General features: G+C 68.8%; 16 protein-coding genes. 1 reads left to right on the top strand and 15 read right to left on the bottom strand.

Going from position 1 to position 18,202, the window contains the following annotated elements:
- Positions 1-8: 8 nt before the first annotated feature.
- From OO71_RS09220 to OO71_RS09180, 9 genes are read right to left on the bottom strand one after another with little or no spacing between them, the layout of a single operon-like run.
- Positions 9-770 carry an enoyl-CoA hydratase/isomerase family protein gene (locus OO71_RS09220; protein ID WP_033289274.1) on the bottom strand — a complete coding sequence of 254 codons (762 nt, stop codon included), beginning with the start codon at positions 768-770 and terminating at the stop codon, positions 9-11.
- A complete protein-coding gene (locus OO71_RS09215) occupies positions 767-2,362 on the bottom strand; it encodes a GMC family oxidoreductase (protein WP_033289273.1) in 1,596 nt (531 codons plus the stop codon). Before OO71_RS09215 ends, OO71_RS09220 begins: the two co-directional genes overlap by 4 nt.
- Before the next feature lie 5 nt (positions 2,363-2,367).
- On the bottom strand, positions 2,368-3,954 hold the full coding sequence (locus OO71_RS09210; protein ID WP_033289272.1) for an acyl CoA:acetate/3-ketoacid CoA transferase: 1,587 nt from the start codon (positions 3,952-3,954) through the stop codon (positions 2,368-2,370).
- Positions 3,955-3,962: 8 nt separating this feature from the next.
- Positions 3,963-4,946, bottom strand: a complete 984-nt coding sequence (locus OO71_RS09205) for a Gfo/Idh/MocA family protein (RefSeq protein ID WP_033289271.1) — start codon at positions 4,944-4,946, stop codon at positions 3,963-3,965.
- The gene (locus tag OO71_RS09200) at positions 4,943-5,953 is read right to left on the bottom strand and encodes a LacI family DNA-binding transcriptional regulator (protein ID WP_033289270.1); all 1,011 of its coding nucleotides are present in this window, start codon (positions 5,951-5,953) and stop codon (positions 4,943-4,945) included. The genes OO71_RS09205 and OO71_RS09200 overlap by 4 nt, the downstream gene beginning before the upstream one ends.
- A 24-nt stretch (positions 5,954-5,977) precedes the next feature.
- Positions 5,978-7,123, bottom strand: coding sequence for a dihydrodipicolinate synthase family protein (locus tag OO71_RS09195; protein WP_033289269.1), 1,146 nt, complete (start codon positions 7,121-7,123; stop codon positions 5,978-5,980).
- Positions 7,117-7,830, bottom strand: coding sequence for an SDR family oxidoreductase (locus OO71_RS09190; protein ID WP_033289268.1), 714 nt, complete (start codon positions 7,828-7,830; stop codon positions 7,117-7,119). The genes OO71_RS09195 and OO71_RS09190 overlap by 7 nt, the downstream gene beginning before the upstream one ends.
- On the bottom strand, positions 7,827-9,269 hold the full coding sequence (locus OO71_RS09185; RefSeq protein WP_033289267.1) for an APC family permease: 1,443 nt from the start codon (positions 9,267-9,269) through the stop codon (positions 7,827-7,829). Before OO71_RS09185 ends, OO71_RS09190 begins: the two co-directional genes overlap by 4 nt.
- 9 nt (positions 9,270-9,278) lie before the next feature.
- Positions 9,279-10,862 (bottom strand): GMC family oxidoreductase, encoded by a 1,584-nt coding sequence (locus tag OO71_RS09180; protein WP_051791359.1) that lies wholly within the window; start codon positions 10,860-10,862, stop codon positions 9,279-9,281.
- A gap of 191 nt (positions 10,863-11,053) precedes the next feature.
- Here OO71_RS09180 and OO71_RS09175 point away from each other — a divergent pair, with 191 nt between their 5' ends.
- Complete coding sequence (locus OO71_RS09175; RefSeq protein WP_033289266.1) at positions 11,054-12,067, top strand: LacI family DNA-binding transcriptional regulator; 1,014 nt, start codon at positions 11,054-11,056, stop codon at positions 12,065-12,067.
- Here the strand turns inward: OO71_RS09175 and OO71_RS09170 are convergent.
- From OO71_RS09170 to OO71_RS09145, 6 genes are read right to left on the bottom strand one after another with little or no spacing between them, the layout of a single operon-like run.
- Positions 12,001-13,449 carry a sugar porter family MFS transporter gene (locus tag OO71_RS09170; RefSeq protein ID WP_051791358.1) on the bottom strand — a complete coding sequence of 483 codons (1,449 nt, stop codon included), beginning with the start codon at positions 13,447-13,449 and terminating at the stop codon, positions 12,001-12,003. The two genes, OO71_RS09175 and OO71_RS09170, sit on opposite strands and share 67 nt — an antisense overlap.
- Positions 13,450-13,464: 15 nt before the next feature.
- Positions 13,465-14,148 carry a PIG-L deacetylase family protein gene (locus tag OO71_RS09165; protein WP_033289265.1) on the bottom strand — a complete coding sequence of 228 codons (684 nt, stop codon included), beginning with the start codon at positions 14,146-14,148 and terminating at the stop codon, positions 13,465-13,467.
- An 11-nt stretch (positions 14,149-14,159) separates the two neighbouring features.
- Entirely contained in the window at positions 14,160-14,918 is a 759-nt protein-coding gene (locus OO71_RS09160) for an alpha/beta hydrolase (RefSeq protein WP_033289264.1), read from the bottom strand.
- Positions 14,915-16,000: an alcohol dehydrogenase catalytic domain-containing protein gene (locus tag OO71_RS09155; protein WP_033289263.1), complete on the bottom strand. Its 1,086-nt coding sequence runs from the start codon at positions 15,998-16,000 to the stop codon at positions 14,915-14,917. Before OO71_RS09155 ends, OO71_RS09160 begins: the two co-directional genes overlap by 4 nt.
- A gap of 12 nt (positions 16,001-16,012) precedes the next feature.
- A complete protein-coding gene (locus OO71_RS09150; protein ID WP_033289262.1) occupies positions 16,013-16,933 on the bottom strand; it encodes a PDR/VanB family oxidoreductase in 921 nt (306 codons plus the stop codon).
- Positions 16,930-18,099, bottom strand: a complete 1,170-nt coding sequence (locus tag OO71_RS09145) for a cytochrome P450 (RefSeq protein ID WP_033289261.1) — start codon at positions 18,097-18,099, stop codon at positions 16,930-16,932. The genes OO71_RS09150 and OO71_RS09145 overlap by 4 nt, the downstream gene beginning before the upstream one ends.
- Between the last annotated feature and the right edge of the window lie 103 nt (positions 18,100-18,202).

Below are 18,202 nucleotides of genomic sequence, written 5' to 3'. Positions count from 1 at the left end.
GATGCTGATCAATGTCCGGTGAAAACGGGATCGCGGCGTTCCCGGAACGCCGCGACTCCCTCGGCGAGATCGCTGGTCGCCGAGCTCAGTGCCCCGGCAAGGGGTTCCAGCACCCGAGCCGGAGCGCCCGCGGCCGCAGCGTCGATGAGCTGTTTCGCCACCTGAACGGCAATGGGCGCGCCACCGGTCAGCCGGGTCACCAGCTCGTCGACAGCGGCATCCAGCGAACCGGAAACCGCAGTGGCCAGGCCCCAGGCGACGGCGGTGTCAGCGTCCACCAGCCTGCGCGAAAGGATGATCTCCTTGGCCCGCGCCGGTCCGACCAGCTGGGTGAGCCGCTCCGTACCACCCCAACCCGGGACCGTACCCAGCCCTACCTCGGGCAGTCCGAGCGTCACTTCCGGGGCGAGCAAACGGAAATCGCACGCCAGCGCCAGCTCCAGCCCTCCCCCGAAGGCATTGCCGTGCACCACCGCTACGGTCGGCTGCGGCAGCGCGGCCAGTGCGTCGAAAACCCGGTGCCCGCGCGCGGTCCAGTCCCGCCACATGAGTTCCGGCGACAACCCGGCGAATCGCGTGATATCCGCCCCGGCACAGAACGCCTTGTCCCCCGCACCGCGAATCACCGCGACCCGAGCGTCCGACGACGCAATTTCCGCCAGCACCAAACCCAATGAGTCGAGCATTTCCGGAGTCAGCGCATTACGTTTCTCCGGACGGTCGAGCAGAATCTCGGCGACCAAACCTGCCCAACGCAGGATAACGGTCATCGCGCAGGCCCCGCAAGCAGGTGGTGCGCACCCTTCTCCCCGATCATGATCGACGTCGCCTGTGTGTTCCCGCTGATCAAGGTAGGCATGATCGAAGCATCGACGACCCGCAGCCCGTCCAATCCGTGCACGCGCAGTTCGCCGTCCACCACCGCCATCTCGTCGGTCCCCATTTTGCAGGAACCGACCGGATGGTAATCGGTCTTGGCCCATTCGCGGATATACGTACGCAGCTCATCATCGGTCTGCACCTGCGCGCCGGGCAGGTGCTCCTGCCTCACATAAGGCGCGAAAGCCTCCGACTGCAACAGTTTCCGGCCCCAGCGGAAGCCGGCCATCGAAACCTGCCAGTCGTACGGATCGGCCAGGTAGTTCGGGTTGATCGCCGGCGCCCGGCCGGGATCGGAAGAATGCAGCCGGACCTCCCCGATGCTGCGGGGCCGGAGATTGCACGTGTTGATGGTGAGGCCGTGCCCCTTCACCCGGCGGCGGCCGTGGTCGATGACGAACGCGGGCAGGCAGTGGATCTGGATGTCCGGCGACACCACCTCGTCACTGCTGCGCACGAACGCCCCGGCCTCGCACACGCAGGCGGTGACCGGACCGGTTTTCGTGAGCAGATACTGAAGACCGTACCGCAATGCACGATCGGGCCGGTCGGATTCGTTGTAGCTCACCGGAACCGTCTCGGCGGTGAGATAAACGTCCATGTGGTCCTGGAAGTTCTTGCCGACCCCGGGCAGATCGTGCACCACGTCGATCCCGAGTGGACGGAGCTCGTCGGCAGGCCCGATCCCGGACAGCAGCAGCAACCGCGGCGAGTTGACCGCGCCGCCGCTCAGCACAACCTCTCGATCGGCATAAGCCACCGCAGGCGTGTTCTTGTGCAGATACCGGACCCCGACCGCTTTCCCCGAGGAAACCAGCACCTTCGTCGCCAGCGCATGCGTGACAATGGTGAGATTCCCGTTGCGCCGCACTGGTTTCAGGTACGCCGTCGCCGAGCTTTCCCGCCGCACATTCCGCTGGGTCACGTCGTAATAGCCGACGCCGTCCTGCCGCGCCCCGTTGAAATCGTGGTTGAACGGCAGCCCGAGCTCCTGCGCGGCACGGACGAAAGCCTTGCTCAGCTCGTTGTGCTGCACCTGCTCGGTGACGTTCATCGGGCCGTCGGTGCCGTGGTAGGCGTCGGCGAGCCGTTCGTTGTGCTCGGCGCGCCGGAAGAACGGCAGGACCTCCTCGTACCCCCAGTCCTTGTTGCCGAGCTTCTTCCACGTCTCGTAGTCCTCGGCGTGCCCGCGGATGTAGATCATCGCATTGATCGACGTGCTCCCGCCGAGCGTGCGGCCCTGCGGGTACCACATCCGGCGGTCGTTCAGCTGCGGCTGCGGCACGGTTTCGAAGCCCCAGTTCACCGCCGGGCTGGTCAGTTTCGTGAACCCGACCGGAAGGTGGATCAGCGGCGACCAGTCGCGCCCGCCCGCCTCCAGCAGCAGCACGCGGGTGCCGGGGTCCTGCGCCAGCCGGTTCGCGACGACGCAGCCCGCCGCGCCCGCGCCCACCACGATGTAGTCGAATCGGTTGTCAGGCATGTACCTCAGTCCTTGCGGAAGATCGTCGGAAGCGGCTCGGGACGGAACAGGTGACTGTCCATTTCGCGCACGTCATCGGCGACGCGCAGCTTGCCCGCGGCCTGGTCCAGGACGTCGCGCTGCAGGTCGGCGCCCGGGGCGACCTCGATCACCGTCATGCCCTCGGGCCGCAGTTCGAGCACGCACCGCTCGGTGACGTACCGGACCTGCTGGCCGTTCGCGAGCGCGCGCGGCCCGGAGAACGTCACTGCACTCACGCGCTCGACCAGCTTCGGCACCGTACCGTCGCGGGCGATCACCAACCGGCCGTCCTCGGCGCTGATTTCCCGGCGCCCGGCGGTGAAATTGCCGCTGAACACAATGCTTTTCGCGTGCGACGTGATGTCGGCGAACCCGCCGACCCCGGCCGTCACGTGCCGTCGCCCCGGCAGGTGATGCACGTTGACACTGCCCTGCTCGTCGATTTCCAGGAACGACAGCAAGGCCTGGTCGAACCCGCCACCCTGCAGGAGGGTGAACTGGTCGATGCTCGGCATCAGCGCCTGCGGGTCGAGCGCGCAGCCGAACGCGAACCCGGTGAGCGGGGTGCCGCCGACCGCGCCCTGTTCGATCACCCAGGTGACCGCGTCCGCGTGGCCTTGTTCCACCAGAATCCGCGGCACCAGCGCGGAAATCCCGAACCCGAGGTTCACGATCTCGTCCGGCGCCAGCTCGGCCGCGGCCCGCCGGGCGATCACCTTCTCGACCCCCCACGGCGCCGGTCCGATCACGTCGAGCGGACGCCGGATCTGGCCGCTGATCGCCGGGTCGTACGCGGTCTGGGTGGTCTGCAGCTGGTCCTCGTGGATCACCAGCGCGTCGACGAGAATACCCGGTACCCGGACCTGCTGCGGCGGCAGCGACCCGCCCGCCGCGAGCCGCTTGACCTGCGCGATCACGATGCCGCCGTGGTTGTGCGCGGCGTAGGCCTGGTCGAGCGCACCCAGCGTCGACCCCTCGTCCTCGAAGGTCAGGTTGCCCCATTCGTCGGCCGTGGTGGCGCGGATGATCGCGACGTCCGGCCGCACCGCCGGGTAGAACAGCCATTCCTTGCCGTCGCGTTCCTCGACCTCGACCAGGTCGCCGGTGGTGCGGTCGTTCATCCGGCCGCCGTCGTGCCGCGGGTCGGCGAAAGTGTCCAGGCCGACCTCGGTCAGCACGCCGGGCTGGCCCGTCGCCCCGGCGCGGTGCATCTGGAAGAGCACGCCGGACGGGAGGTTGTACGCCTCGATCGCGTCCTGCTCGATCAGCTGCCAGATCAGCGGCGGTTCCGCCGAGGACGGCCCGCTCGGGTACGAACCGGCGATGATCCGGCGGAGAAGTCCCGGCACCGCAACGTGATCGACCCCCGCGACGCCGTACATGTCGCCCGCGGCAATGGGATGCACGGTGGTGAGATTGCGGGGTGACCCGGTTTCGGTGAACCGTTCGCCGATGCCCTTCAAGACGAAGTCCGGGCAGCCGAGCGCAGACGACGAGCTGACCGACACGACGGACTCGTCCGGGATCAGCGCTGCGGCGTCCAATGCGGACAGAACAGGTACTTTGCGCATGATGTCTCCTAGGTCAGGTCGACCGTCTGGCCGGTTTCGGCCGACCGCCGCACGGCCAGCGCCACTGACAGCGCGTCGATGCCGTCCGCCGCGGTGACGGAGGGTTCGTCCGCGGCGAAGGCGGTCAGGACGGTCTCGTACAGATCCGGCCGGTCCGGGATCTCGATCTCCCGAACCCCGGCGGAATCGCGGAGCACCACCCGCCCGACCGGATCCTGCGTCATCACGTCGGTGGCGACGATCGACCCTTCGGTGCCGTGGACTTCGAAGCCTGTGCTGGCGTAGCCGACGGTGAACGCGTCGTGCAGCTGCGCCAGAACGTCGCCTTCGTAACGCACCACCGACATCGCGGCGTCGTCGACCACGCTGTCCCACTCGCCCTGCCGCACCGAAAGCGCGGTGACCGCTTGCGGCGATCCCAGCAACGCGTTGACCACCGATGCGCTGTGACAGGTGATGTCGAGGACAACCCCGGCACCCGCGGTCGAATCCTGCAGCCGCCAGCCACGAAGCCGCTCCGGCAACGACACCGCGTGAAACACCCGCACTGCAAGGGGCCGCCCGACCGCTCCCCCGGCAACCAGCCGCCGGATCTCCCGATGCGTTGCCGCGCCGGGAAGATGATGGTTCACCGCGAAGGTCACGCCTGCCTTGACGCAAGCCGCGACCATCGACTCGGCATCCTCGATCGTCAGCGCGAGCGGCTTCTCACAGAGCACGTGTTTACCCGCCGCCGCAGCCGCAATCGCTTGTGGACAGTGCCGTTCATTGGTGGAGCTGAGGTAGACGGCGTCGATGTCGTCCCGGTTCAGGAAGGCGTCGAGATCGGTGGTGTGGTACGGGATTTCGTTGCGGTCGGCGTAATCCGCCGCATGCGCCGCCGACGAGCTGCACACCGCGGTCACCGGATGCCCGAGCCGCCGCATGGCGGGGATCATCCGGGTGGCGGCGATGTCACTCGCGCCGACGAGGCCCCAGCGCAGGGTGCTCATGTCGTACTCCGTTCGTTCGGGCCGAGCGTCGATTCCCGCGCATGCAGCCGCGGGGTGAGCAGGACGCTGCGGGACGGAAGAGCCGGGTCGTCGATCCGCGCCTGCAGCAGCAGGGCGGCGTCGAGGCCGGTCTGGGCAGGGAAAGTGGCGACCGAGGTGAGCGGCGGCTGGTGCTGCGCGGCCGCGGGAAGATCGTCGAAGCTCGCCACCGCGATGGTCCCGGCAGACCGCAACGCCGCCATCGCACCGAACGCGGTGACGTCGCTGTAGCAGACGACCGCGTCCGGTACCTGCCCCGCCGCGAGCAGGTGCTGCACGGCCGCCGCGCCGCCGTCACGGTCGGCGCTGGTGGCGATGGACAACGCCGGGTCCAGCTCGCGGCCGTGCGCCTCCAGCGCTTTCCGCAGCCCGTACTCCCGCTCGGCGCGGGCCGTCGAACCCGCCGGGCCGCCGAGGAAGGCGACGCGCTGGTACCCCTGCTCGGCCAGATGCGCGCCCACGAGCTCGGCCGCGCGGACGTTGTCCACCCCGACGTAATCCGCGTCGAACCCCTCGACATGCCTCGCGACAAGCACGTGCGGCGTCGCGGAAGCGGCCAGCGTGCGTTCGAGGGCGGCACGGTCGGTCTGGTACGCCGGGACGATCAGCAGGCCGTCGACGCGGTGCTCGATCATGCCTTCGAGCAGCCGGGCCTGCTGAGCGGCGTCGTCCCGGCTGTAGCCGAGCAGCAGGGTGTACCCCTGGTCGTACAGCGCGCCTTCGATCGCCATGGACAGCTCGGCGAAGTACGGATTGCGGACGTGGGTGGTCACAAGCCCGACGATCATCGTCCGGCTCGCGCGGAGTGCCGCCCGCCGGTCGTAGACGTATCCCATCCGGTGCATGGCCTCCCGCACGCGCTCCTTCGTCCCGTGCGACACCCGCCCGCTGTCCTGCAGCACCAGCGAGACCGTCGCCCGCGAAACACCGCAAGCCGCCGCGATGTCCTTGAGCCGGACGCGTGCCACTTCCCCTCCTATTGGTAGATCGATCTACCTGCGTAGCGTAGCCGACTCGGCCAGAAACGTCTGCATCCGGTGGACGGCCAGCTCGGGATCGCGCAGCAGCCCGGCCTGGTCAGCCAGCCGGAACACCTCGGTCAGGTGTGCTCGGCTCCGCCCGTGCTGGGCGCCGTTCACCATGCCGAAGTGGTCCTGGTGGCCGTTGAGCCAGGCCAGGAAGACGATTCCGGTCTTGTAGTGATACGTCGGGGCCGCGAACAGCTGCCGGGCGAGCGGCACGGTCGGCGCCAGCACCTTGCGATACGTGGCGGCGTCACCGTTGTCGAGAGCCTGCAAGGCATGCGACGCGGCCGGCGCGATCGCGGCGAACACGCCGAGCAAGGCATCGCTGTACCCGGTGCCGTCGCCCTCGATCAGCTCGCTGTAGTGGAAATCGTCGCCGGTGTACATCCGCACTCCGGCCGGCAGCCGTTGCCGCAGGGACCGTTCGCGGTCGGCGTCGAGGAGCGACAGCTTGATCCCGTCGATCCGCTTCGCGTGGCGGCTGATCAGGGACAACACCGTTTCGGCCGCGTCGTCCAGGTCGGCCGAGCCCCAGTATCCGGCGAGCTGCGGGTCGAACGCGTCGCCCAGCCAGTGCAGGATCACTGGACGGGACACCTCGGCCAGCAGGGAGTCGTACACCTCGGCGTAGTCGTCCGCGGACCGCGCCACTTGGGCGAGCGCCCGGCTGGCCATGAGGATCGGCGTGGCACCCGCGTCTTCCGCCACCGCGAGCTGTTCCCGGTACGCCGCCATCACCTGCGGGAGCGACGGGTCGGTCACCTGGTCGGTGCCGACACCGACAGCAATCCGGGCGCCGGCCGACCTGGCCTCGGCGGCCGAACGGCGGATCAACTCGGCCGCGGTGGGCCAGTCGAGACCCATTCCGCGTTGCGCGGTGTCCATGGCCTCGGCGACGCCGAAACCCCAGCGCCACAGCTCGTGCCGGAACGCGAGCGTGCGGTCCCAGTCCAGTTTCGGCGGAGCGCCGGGCGTGTTGTCCGCCGCCGCGTCCGGGACGACGTGCGCTGCGGCGTAAGCGATCCGCGATCGGAACGGGGCTGCGGGCGGCAAGAAGCAGCCCGGCGAACCGAGCCGGTACTCGCCGATCCCGTCCGGAAGATGGATCACCATACGCTCATCCCTCCGTCGACGGTCACGACCGAACCGGTGGCGAACGACGATTCCGCCGACGCCAGGAACAATGCCGCCGCAGCGACCTCCGCCGGTTGCCCGAGACGGCCGAGCGGCTGCCGCGCGGCGAGCCCGGCCCGGAAGGCTTCGACGTCGTCCACTTCAGCGGCGATTTTCGTGAAATACGGCGTGTCGATGGTTCCGGGGGCCACGCAGTTGAACCGGATACCGTCGGCCGCGTGGTCCACCGACATCGCTTTCGTGAGGCCGACCACCGCTGCTTTCGTTGCGCAGTAAGCCGCACGTTCCGCCATGCCGATCGTCCCGGCCACCGAAGCCATGTTCACCACGCTCCCGCCGCCGTTTTCCCGCATCACCGGAACTGCCGCGCGGGAGCCGAGGAATACGCTCGTGACATTGGTTTGCAGAATTGCCTGCCACTCGTCCAGCGAGGTTTTCTCCGCGGTGGCGCGGATTCCGTACCCCGCATTGTTGACCAGTACATCCCAGCGGCCCCACCGCTCAAGGACCGTTTCCCGGACCTCGTCCCAGGTTTCCGCACGGCCGACATCGCCGATGACCCCGGATTCGCCTGTCCGGTCGACCACCACGACCTGCGCCCCGGCCCGGGTGAACTCCTCGGCGATCGCCCGGCCGATCCCGGACCCGCCGCCGGTCACCACCGCGACCTTCCCCGCGAGCCTCATCCGGCACTCTCCGTCGCCCGGCTGGTTTCCGTCAGGAACTGCTCCTTGATCTCCTTCGGCCCGAACGGCCAGGTGCGTTCGAACCGAGCCCAGATCAGGAACGCGATCCCGCCCGCGGCGACCCACAGCAGCGACAGCAGGATCGCCTGGGTACCGGACTGGGTGTAGATGAAGACCCATCCGGCGAGCGCGACCACGCTGGGCACCGGGTACAGCCACTGCCGGTACGGGCGGTGCAGGCCGGGCTGGCGGCGGCGCAGCACGGTGAGGGCGACGACCTGCGAAATCGACTGCACGAGGACGAAGACCGCGGTGAGCATGGCGATCACGTCGGACAGGTCGAACAGCGAGCCGATCGCCGTGACGACGCCCATCGCGAGCAGGCCGACAGTCGGGAGCTTCAGCCGCGGGTGCAGCCGGCCGAACCAGGGCAGGAAAAGCTTGTCCCGCGCCGCTTCGTAGGGCACTCGCGAACCGCCGAGCAGACCGGCGAAAATGGCGCCGAATGCGGTGATCACGATCGCCACGGTGAGAATCTTCGCCGCGGTGGTCCCCCAGGCCAGCTGCAGGATCTGCGACGCCATCGAGGTCGACTTCGAGAGCTCTTCCCACGGCATCGCGCCGAGCACGCCGATCTGCAGCACCAGGTAGAACGACATGATCCCGACGATCGACGCCACGATGGACCGCGGGATCGTGCGGCCGGGATTGCGGATTTCCGCGCCGAGGTACGCACTCGTGTTGTACCCGAGGTAGTCGTAGATCGCGATCACGAGACCGGCGCCGAGGCCGGTCCAGAACGGGCCGCCGAAAAGCTCGAACGCACCCGGGGTGAAGGCGAACGCGTAGCTCGCGTGGAAGTCGGCGAAGGCCGCCACGATCACCGTGAGAACGGTGAACACCATGATCGCGAACAGCACCGTGGTGAACTTGCTGATCTGCCGGGTCCGGCGATACAGCGCGAAGACCACCAGCGCGACCACGCCGATCCCGACGAGGTGACCCACCGTCGTGGTGTTGCCGTCCGCGTCGACCAGGCCCGGTACCAGGAACCCGAGGTACTGCACGAGCCCGATCACGCCGGTCGCCATGATCAGCGGGATGAACAGCACCGCGCTCCAGGCGAAGAGGAACGGCATCAGCCGCCCGGTGCGGTACTGGAACGCCTCGCGCAGGTACAGGTAGGTGCCGCCGGCGCCGGGCATCGCCGCGCCGAGCTCGGCCCAGATCAGGCCGTCGGCGAGCACGATCAGCGCGCCGACCACCCAGCCGAACATCGCCTGCGGACCGCCCATCGCGGCGACCATCAGCGGGATCGTGAGGAACGGCCCGATGCCGCACATCTGGGTCATGTTGATGGCGGTGGCCTGCATCGGGCCGATCTGCCGCTCGAAACCCGGATGCAGGTCGGTCTTGCCGGTTCTGGAGGAAAATCCCATGACGACCTCTCAGCGGGTTGCAGGGGAGAGCGGGGAATGCATGCGGTCGAGCAGGTCCGTGACGCCGAACCGCTGGTGGGCCATCCGCAACGCGAGCGCGGCGATGGTGAGCGACGGGTTGTTCGCGCCGGACGCCGGGAAGACGGAGGAGTCCGCGACGTACAGGTTCTCCAGGTCGTGTGCCTTGCCGTGGGCGTCGACGACCGAGACCGCCGGGTCGGTGCCCATCCGGGCGGTACCGCAGTGGTGTGAGTTGGTCTCGAGGCCGAACTCCTGGTGGAACGCCACCGGGTACCCGGCCTTGGCCAGCATCTTCTTCACCGCGCGGATCAGCCGGGTGTGCGGCTCGTGGTTGTTCAGGGTCCGCCGGACCGCGATCCGGCCGGACGCATCGAGCGTGACGCGGTTCTCCGGGTCGGGCAGGTCTTCGGTCATCAGCCACCAGTCGACGCTGCGGCGGCCGAGCTGGTCGAGCACCGCGGCCGGGACGGCGCGCCGGGCCTGGTGCAGGATCTCGCCGGTGAGCTTGCCGAACGTGGCCGCGCTGCCCATCGGGTACTGCCAGTGCGCGCCGCCGAGGTAGAAATCGTTGACCCCGATGGTCTTCTGGAACACGGTCTGCCCCGGCCGGGCGGCCACGGCCATCACCGCGGACATGTGGTGCTGCATGTAGTTGCGGCCGAGCTGGTCCGACCCGTTCGCGAGGCCGTTTTCCCCGCTGCGCAACAGAATTGCGGTCGTGTTCGCGGCACCGGCGGCCACCACGAAGGTGTCCGCGCGCAGCTCGAACCGTTCGCCGTCGCGCTCGACCTCCGCGGCCACCACGCGCTTGCCGTCCGGCCCGGTCTTCAGCCGGAGGACCTTGGTGTGCGTGCTGATTTCGACGTTCCCGGACTCCAGCGCCGGCCGGATCGCGCACACCTCGGCGTCGCTCTTCGCCTGGACCAGGCACGGGAATCCGTCGCACGTCGCGCACCAGACGCATTTTCCGCCGGGCCGGTAGTCGATGCCCATCGGCAGGTGGAACGGGTGCAGGCCCTGTGCGCGCAGCCGGTCGCCGAGCCGGGCGACCGCGGCCTCGTGCGGCAGCGGCGGATACGGGAAATCCCGGGAATGCCGGGGTTCGGTGGGATCCTGTCCCACCTCGCCGTGCACGCGGTACAGCGATTCCGCCGCCGTGTAGTACGGCTCGAGCTCGCGGTAGCCGACCGGCCACGCCGGGGATTCGCCGCCGTGGTGGGTGAGCTCCCCGAAGTCCTCCTCGCGGAACCGGGTCAGCGCGGCGCCGTACATTTTCGTGTTGCCGCCGACGAAGTAGTGCATGCCCGGGGTGTACGCGCGCCCGGCACTGTCCACCCAGGACTCGGCAGGTTTGTACCGGCCGGAGAACACGGCTTTCGGTTCCCAGTTCTGCCGTTCGGCAGGCAGGTACCCACCGCGCTCGACCAGCAGCACCTTCGCGCCCGCGTCGCGCAGCGCGTAGGCGAGGGTGCCACCGCCCATCCCGGCCCCGATGACGATGATGTCCGCTTCCCGGGGCGGGCTCCCGCCGCGGGAAGCTGTGCCGTGGTCCGGCAGGCCGTTGCTCGTCATTGACTCAACCCTCGCCTGTCCAGTGATGTGTTTTCCGGATGATCGCGGCCTCGAAGCGGCCCGCCCGTTTTCCTTGGTACTACGTTGGTAGATCGATCTACCTGACGGGGAACCATACGCCCGCGCCACCCGGGTGTCAACGGCGGACGCCCGGCTACACTCGCGGGCAGACAGCGGAGACGGAGGGGCGCATGCCACGGGTGACCATCAACGACGTGGCGGCCGAAAGCAATGTCTCGCGCGCGACGGTTTCCCTGGTTCTCCGTGGCAGCACCAAGATTTCGGAGCCGACGAAGCAGCGGGTGCTGGACACGATGGTCCGGCTCGGTTACGTGTACAACCGGCAGGCCGCCAACCTCCGCACGCAGCGCACGATGACGGTCGGCCTGGTGCTCACCGGGGTGCGCGACCCGTGGTACGCCGACGTCACGATGGCCGTCGAGGAGCACGCGCACCGCGCCGGCTGCACGCTGCTCACCGGGTACAGCCGCGACATGCTGGACCGGCAGGACAAGCTGCTGTCGGCGATGGTCGAGCAGCGGGTCGACGGGGTCGTGCTGCTGCCGGCCACCGAAACCCCGGCCGACTCCCTCGCCCGCAGCCTCTCGGCGATCCCGCATGTGCTCATCGACCGTCGCGTCCCCGGGCTCACCGCCGACTGCGTGCTGGTCGACCACGAGAACGCGGCCCGCCAGGTCGCGGAGCACCTGGCCGGGCTGGGCGTGCGTTCGGTCGCCTTCCTCGGCGGGTTACCCGGCTGCACGGTCCGCGCCGCGCGCGAGGCGGGGCTGCGCGCGCCCGGGCTCACCCTGCGCCCGGACTGGTCGATCGCCACCGACGGCGAACACGCCGGGGGCACCCGGGCCGCCGAGGAACTGCTCGATCTGGGTGCGCTCCCGGACGCGATCGTCGCGTACAGCGATGTGGTCGCGCTCGGGGTGGTCAGCGCGCTGCGCCGCCGGGGCATCGAGCCCGGCCGCGGCGTCGCGCTGGCGAGCTTCGACGACATCAGCGAGGCCGCGCTCCAGCCGACCCCGCTCACCAGTGCCGCCACGTTCCCGGAGCGGCAGGGTGAGCTGGCCGTGGACCTGCTGCTCGAACGCATTGCGCAGCCCTCGGACAAGCCGCGGGAGGTGGTCTACCCGTCGGAGCTGCGCGTCCGGGAGTCCACTTCGGACTGGGCGGGACGCCGTTCGGGCCGCTGAGCCCAGCGGCCACCCCGCTCCCAGTACTCGCGGATTTCCTCCAGCTGGCGGCCTTTCACCTCGGGCGCCAGCTTCGCGATGAAGGCGAGCGCGATCACCGACATCACCAGGAAAAGCCCGAACGTCGCGGTGCCGCCCATCGCGGCCATCGCGTTGGGGAAGAAAATGCCGACGACGATGTTGCCGAAGAGGTCGGCGGCCATCAGCACGGACGCACCCACCGCGCGCAGCTGCGCAGGCAGGCTTTCCGCGGCGTAAACCCACACCAGCGCGCCGTAGCCGAACTGGAACCCGATGAGGAACAACGCCACGCCCACCGCACCGAGGAATTTCGCGTCACCGATGGTGAACGCGATCATCAGGACCGCGTTCGCCACGATCATCACGGTGATGCCGCTCATCAGCACCGGACGGCGGCCCCACCGGTCCACGACCAGGAACGCCACGCAGACCGCGGCCAGGCCGATCATCTGCAGCACGGCCGAACCGAGGAGCGCGCCTTGGGCGCTGCCGAAGCCGATGTCGGTGAGGATTGCCGGGCTGTAGTACACGATTGCGTTGATACCGGTCACCTGCACGAGCAGACCGAGGCCCACGGCAAAGATCCCGGCGCGCCGCATCGGCGGCTTGAGCAGCTGCTTGTACGTATCGGAGCCGACCGATTTCAGGTCTTCCTCGATCCGTCCGAGGTGGGTTTCGGGGTCATCGCCCGGTTCGACGGCACGCAGCACGCGGGCAGCGTCGCTCCGGCGGCCCTTCGCCAGGTACCAGTGCGGGGTGTCGGGCAGCGGCCGGAGCACGAAGACCGCGAGCACGCCGGGGATGGCCGCGAGGCCGAGGATCAGCCGCCAGTTCTCGCCCGGGGCGAGCGCGACGGACACCAGGTACGACACGACCAGACCGACCGCCCCGGCGATCTGGAAGCTGACCAGCGCGGACCCGCGGACGCGGGTGGTGGTGGACTCGGCGATGAACTGCGGTGCGGCGACCAGGGAAATGCCCACCACGAGGCCGAGCCCCATCCGGACCGCGGCAAGGGTCCACATGTCCACCGCAAACCCTTGCAGCGCGGAGAAAACCGCGAAGCCCACCGCAATGGCCATGATCGAACGCTTCCGCCCGATCCGGTTGGTCACCTTCCCGGCCACGATCGCGCCGGCGAACGTGCCGACCGGAACGGCGGTGACGATCACCGAGATGTCGAACGGCGTGAGGCCGAACTGCGCGGTGAGGAAGAGCGCCGCTCCGGCAATCGAGCCTTGGTCGTAGCCGTAGACGAAGCCGACCATCAGCGCACCGGCGACGATGCGCAGGGTGACCCGGGACAACCCGGACCGCGTTACGGCCGACGTCGTTGCAGGGACCCGTAACTGCTCGTTCATGTTCACTTCCCGTTGCTAGGAAACCGGTGTCCGGCCGGGCAGCGTGCCGAGGCGCAGGACTTCGAAAGCCTCGGCGGAGCGGCCTGCGCCGAGCGTGGCGCCGCGGTAGGAGCCGAGGCCGCGGATGAAGGCGTCGTACGGCATGGTGTCGAGCTGGGAACCGTGGTGGGACAAGGCTTCCAGCTGCAGGTCGAGGGCGTCGGTGGTGTCTTCGAGGTGCGTCGGGCGTTGAATGGGGGTCCAGACCTCGTACGCGAGCTGCAGGTCGATCGCCCACGGGGCGCCGGTCGACTCGGGCCACCACGGTCCCGCGGCGATCCCGGCGGCCTTCGTGACGAGCTGGTGCGTGACGATGTGGTCCGGATGGCCGTCGGTCGCGTGCGGGAGGTACGCGACGTCCGGCCGTTTCTCGCGGATGAGGTCGATGAGCGTGGTCAGGAGCGTGCGGGTCTCGGCGAGGCAGCCGTCGGTCTGGTCGAGGAAGACGAGATCGGTGACGCCGAGGTGCGCGGCCCCGGCGGTGGCTTCGGCTTTCCGCACCGCACCGAGTTCCGCGCGGCTCATCGCCTGTGAGCCCGCGTCGCCGTTGCACAAGTACACAAAGGACACTTCGGCGCCGGAACGCAGCCAGTTGACCACACTGCCGCCGCAGCCGATGATCTCGTCGTCGGGATGCGGCGCGAACACGGTAACCTGCATGGATTTCTCCCTCATTTCACGTGCCGGGCCAGGAATCGCAGCGTCTCGGCGAGTTCGCTGCGCCAGTACGTCCAGTCGTGCTCGCCGGGCGCTTCGTCGTACTCATGCGCTACCCCGGCGTCGCTGAGCTGCTGGTGGAGCGCGCGGACGGGGGTGATCAGGTCGTCCCCGGTCCCGCAGGCGATGCGGAACGGCGGGATTCCCTTCCTCGTCAGGATTTCGGCCAGAGGTTCGGCGGCCGGGGTGTGGCGGGCGTGGTCGCCGATGGGGGCGAAATCGGTGATCTGCCCCAGTTCGGTGAGCGGCGACATCCCCGACGCGGCAACGAACGTGCCGGGGTGGCGTCCGGCGAGGCGGAGGGCGCCCCAGCCACCCATGGACAACCCGGCGATCGCGATCCGGGAGCGGTCCACCGACGGGCACACCTCGGCGGCGAGGGCCGGGAGCTCGTCGACCACCCAGCTTTCGACGTCTTCGCCGGGTCGCGTGAGGTACCCGCTGCCGATGCCGAACCCGCCGTCCGACGGCATGGCGAAGGTCATCGGCGGGACTTCGCCGCTGGCCTGGAGCCGGTCGAGGATGCGGTGCGCGCTGCCGTTCCCGGTCCACGCCCAGTGGCTGCCGTAGACCCCGTGCAGCAGGATGACGAGCGGTCCCGGACCGGTGTGGTACAGGGTGACGTCCGTTCTCCGCTGCAACGCAGCGCTGTACCCGGTCGCGACTGTGAGGCCGTCGGCGAAATCCGCGGTTTCGAGGCTGAAGAACTTCACAGGACGACCACTCCCTTGGCAGTGCGGCGCCCGGCCAGGTCGGCCAGTGCTGCCGGTAACTCGATCAAGGAATACCGGTGCGTGACGAGTTCGTCCAGCAGCAGGAGGCCGCGGCGGTAAAGCTCGAACAGGCGCGGGAAATCCCGGCCCGGACGGCATTGGCCGTACAGCGGGGTGAGGTAGGTCTTGTCCCATTCGAAAAGCGACAGATCCGCCTCGACCACGCTTTCCACCCCGCTCACCGGTACCGCAGTCCCGCCGTTGCGCACGAAGCGGAGCGGTGACAGCCCGAGGTCGGGTACGCCCGAGCATTCGAAGGCGTAATCCGCGCCGCCGCCCAGCATTCGGGTGACTTCTTCGGCGGTGGCCGCGAGAAACCGGTCATCCTCCGGGGCAAGGACCGGGTCGGTCGCCCCCATCCGCACCGCCATTTCGAGCCGGGACGGCTCGATGTCCACCGCGACAATCCGGGCCGCACCCACGATTCGCGCGGCTTGCACCACATTCAGCCCGACCCCGCCGCACCCGAGCACGACCACCGTCGACCCGGCGCCGACCTTCGCGGCATTCACCACCGAACCGAACCCGGTCATCACCGCGCAGCCGAGCAGGCAGGCCGACGCTAACGGGATGTCCTCCGGCAGCTTCACCACGGCTTCCCGGCGCACGATCGCCACTTCGGCCATCGTGCCGAGCGAGAACGACCGGCCCACCGAGGCGCCCCGTTCGTCGCGGGTGGACCCGGGCCGCGCGTGCCCGGCCTGGTAGCCATACCGTTCGCACAGCGTCGCGGCTCCCCGCGAGCATTGCCTGCAGGTTCCGCATGCGATGGCCCAGGTCAGCAGCACCCGGTCCCCCACCGCGACATGCTCGACCGCCGCGCCCACCTCCCGGACGACACCGGCGCCTTCGTGCCCCATGACGTACGGGGTGTCGGCTACCGCCAACTCGTCGGCATCGGTGTGACACACCCCCGCCGCTCGCATTTCGACCACGATTTCGTCCGGCGCCGGGGATTCCACCTGCAGCTGCACGATGTCGAACTTGTCCGGGGCGAGTGCCACGGCCGAAAGTGCCCGCACGGCACGACCTCCTCAAAGATCCAGTACCAGCGTGTCGGTCTTGGCCCGGGAAACGCAGATCATCATGCAGTCCCCCGTTTCCCGTTCGATTTCGTCCAGGACGGAGTCGCGGTGCTCGGGGATTCCCTTGAGCACCGCCGTTTCGCAAGTACCGCACGTTCCCTCGCCGCAGGAGGAAAGCGCGCTGATTCCCGCGTCCCGGACTGCTTGCAGAATGGACGTTCCCGGCGGCACCTGAATGGTCTGACCGCTTTGGTCGAGCTGCACGGTGATCGGCCGGTCCGCCTCGGTCCGTTCCTCGGCCCGCGGGGTGAACCGCTCGACGTGCAGGTCTTTCTTGCCGAGCCGCCCGCACACTTCGGCCACGGCGTCGAGCATCGGCGCCGGACCACAGCAATAGATGCCGCATTCGACCGGGCTGAGAATTGCTTCGAGGTCCGGGAGGCCGTAAATGTCCTGCGGCAGATAGGTGACGTTTTCGCCGTACCGCGCCAACTCGTCGCGGAATGCCATCGCCGCCAAAGTGCGACCGCCGTAATACAGGTGCCATTTCGCGCCACTGTTCGCCGCGTAATGCACCATCGGCAGAATCGGCGTGATCCCGATTCCTCCGGCCAGGAAGACGTACTCGGGTGCCTGGTGCAGCCGGAAGTTGTTGCGTGGCCCCCGGATCCGGACGACATCCCCCGCGTTGAGTCGCTTGTGGACATACGCCGACCCGCCGCGCCCGGCCTCCTCCAGCAGGACCGCGAGCCGCCCGTCCCCACACAGGGAATACTGGCGGACGAGGTCGTTCTCCAGGATCAGGTCCACGTGCGCGCCCGGTTCCCACGGCGGCAGCGGCGCTCCGTCCAGCGGAGCCAGCGTCAGCTCCACGACGCCGTCCGCGATGGCGCGTTTGGCCGCGATCGACACGGCCAGGTCGGTGGTCATTGCGCACTCCGCGTGGTCAGCCGGACGGATTCGAACTCGTCGAGCACGCGGACCGGGCGTCCCGCGCCGGTGGTGATCTCGTCCCAGATCAGCACCGGTTCCTCCGCGAACTCCCAGCCCGGCCAGGCGCCGAGCAGGACGTCGAGGAAGACCTGCGATTCGTGCTCGGTGATTTTGGTACCCAGGCAGGAATGCCTGCCGAAGCCGAAGGCGAGGTTCGCTTTCGGCGCGCGCCGGATATCGATCCGCTCCGGCTCGTCCCACACCTCGTCGTCGAAGTTGGCGGACACGAAGCTCAGCAGCACGCGATGCGCGCCGTCGAGCTCGGGCGGCGGGATTTTCCCATCCGTGGTCCGCGACCGTTCCATCCTCGGCAACGGGCTCAGGTAACGTGCGAGCTCGGTCACCGCGGCCGCGCGCGCGTCGGGGTTTTCGGTGAGGTACGCGCGGTCCTCGGGGCTGTTCACGAGGTGCCAGACGAGGCCGGTGATCAGCTTCATCACCGTGTCTCGGCCGCCGGCGAGCAGGACCCCGGCAATGCCCATGAGGTCGTGCCTCGGCAGCCGCCGTCCGTCGATCCGCAGTGCCGCAAGGAAGTCCCAGGCATCGCGCGGTTCGGCCTCGGCGCCTTGGCGGCGGTCCGCTTCGTCGAGGACCCGGTGCAGGTAATCGTCCATGACGCGCGGCGAACGCTGGGTGTGCATGGTGTAGTCGCGGTTGCGTTCGGCTTCTTTCGTGGACTCCCACAGCGGGTCCCCGGCCAGGTACGCCCCGGCCATCCACACCGAAGGTCCCCACGAGATCCATTCGTCGAGGTCCTGCTGACGCCCGAAAAGCTCGGCGAGACAGCCCTGTACGAACGGAAACGCGAGATCCCGCCCCACTTCGATGCTGCCCTTCGCGACGGCGTCCGCCAGCAACCCGGTTGCCACCGCGCGGAAGTTGGGTCGTTTGGCACCGACCTGCTCGTCGGAGACCAGCGGCTGGATCGCCATCCGGAGGTCGGTGTGCCGCGGCGGATCGGCTTCGAGAGGCAGATGCCGGTACGTCCGGACGTCGGTGTCGCCGAGGAAGTCGCTGGAGTACGTGCGGTGGTCGCGGGCGGCGGCGCGGACCGCGTGGTACCCGCAGATTTCTTCCTTGCCGCGCCGTGCGGTTTCGGTCATTTCGGCTGCCTCCTCGACAGAGAGCCGGTCGGATTGAGGAAACTCAACCAGCCCCGGGGCCGCGCCACTACGTCGCTCAGCACCCGTTCTGGTACTCAGAGGG

The sequence above is a fragment of the Amycolatopsis jejuensis genome (genome assembly GCF_000717335.1).
Taxonomy (GTDB): domain Bacteria; phylum Actinomycetota; class Actinomycetes; order Mycobacteriales; family Pseudonocardiaceae; genus Amycolatopsis; species Amycolatopsis jejuensis.
Note: the sequence above shows the minus strand (reverse complement) of the source record. Positions and strands in the feature narration are given on the sequence as shown.

Excerpts from the sequence above, each read along its gene's own strand:
- OO71_RS09220 (WP_033289274.1), bottom strand. The coding sequence starts at position 770 with ATGACCGTTATCCTGCGTTGGGCAGGTTTGGTCGCCGAGATTCTGCTC.
- OO71_RS09215 (WP_033289273.1), bottom strand. The coding sequence starts at position 2,362 with ATGCCTGACAACCGATTCGACTACATCGTGGTGGGCGCGGGCGCGGCG.
- OO71_RS09210 (WP_033289272.1), bottom strand. The coding sequence starts at position 3,954 with ATGCGCAAAGTACCTGTTCTGTCCGCATTGGACGCCGCAGCGCTGATC.
- OO71_RS09205 (WP_033289271.1), bottom strand. The coding sequence starts at position 4,946 with ATGAGCACCCTGCGCTGGGGCCTCGTCGGCGCGAGTGACATCGCCGCC.
- OO71_RS09195 (WP_033289269.1), bottom strand. The coding sequence starts at position 7,123 with ATGGTGATCCATCTTCCGGACGGGATCGGCGAGTACCGGCTCGGTTCG.
- OO71_RS09190 (WP_033289268.1), bottom strand. The coding sequence starts at position 7,830 with ATGAGGCTCGCGGGGAAGGTCGCGGTGGTGACCGGCGGCGGGTCCGGG.
- OO71_RS09185 (WP_033289267.1), bottom strand. The coding sequence starts at position 9,269 with ATGGGATTTTCCTCCAGAACCGGCAAGACCGACCTGCATCCGGGTTTC.
- OO71_RS09180 (WP_051791359.1), bottom strand. The coding sequence starts at position 10,862 with ATGACGAGCAACGGCCTGCCGGACCACGGCACAGCTTCCCGCGGCGGG.
- OO71_RS09175 (WP_033289266.1), top strand. The coding sequence starts at position 11,054 with ATGCCACGGGTGACCATCAACGACGTGGCGGCCGAAAGCAATGTCTCG.
- OO71_RS09170 (WP_051791358.1), bottom strand. The coding sequence starts at position 13,449 with ATGAACGAGCAGTTACGGGTCCCTGCAACGACGTCGGCCGTAACGCGG.
- OO71_RS09165 (WP_033289265.1), bottom strand. The coding sequence starts at position 14,148 with ATGCAGGTTACCGTGTTCGCGCCGCATCCCGACGACGAGATCATCGGC.
- OO71_RS09150 (WP_033289262.1), bottom strand. The coding sequence starts at position 16,933 with ATGACCACCGACCTGGCCGTGTCGATCGCGGCCAAACGCGCCATCGCG.
- OO71_RS09145 (WP_033289261.1), bottom strand. The coding sequence starts at position 18,099 with ATGACCGAAACCGCACGGCGCGGCAAGGAAGAAATCTGCGGGTACCAC.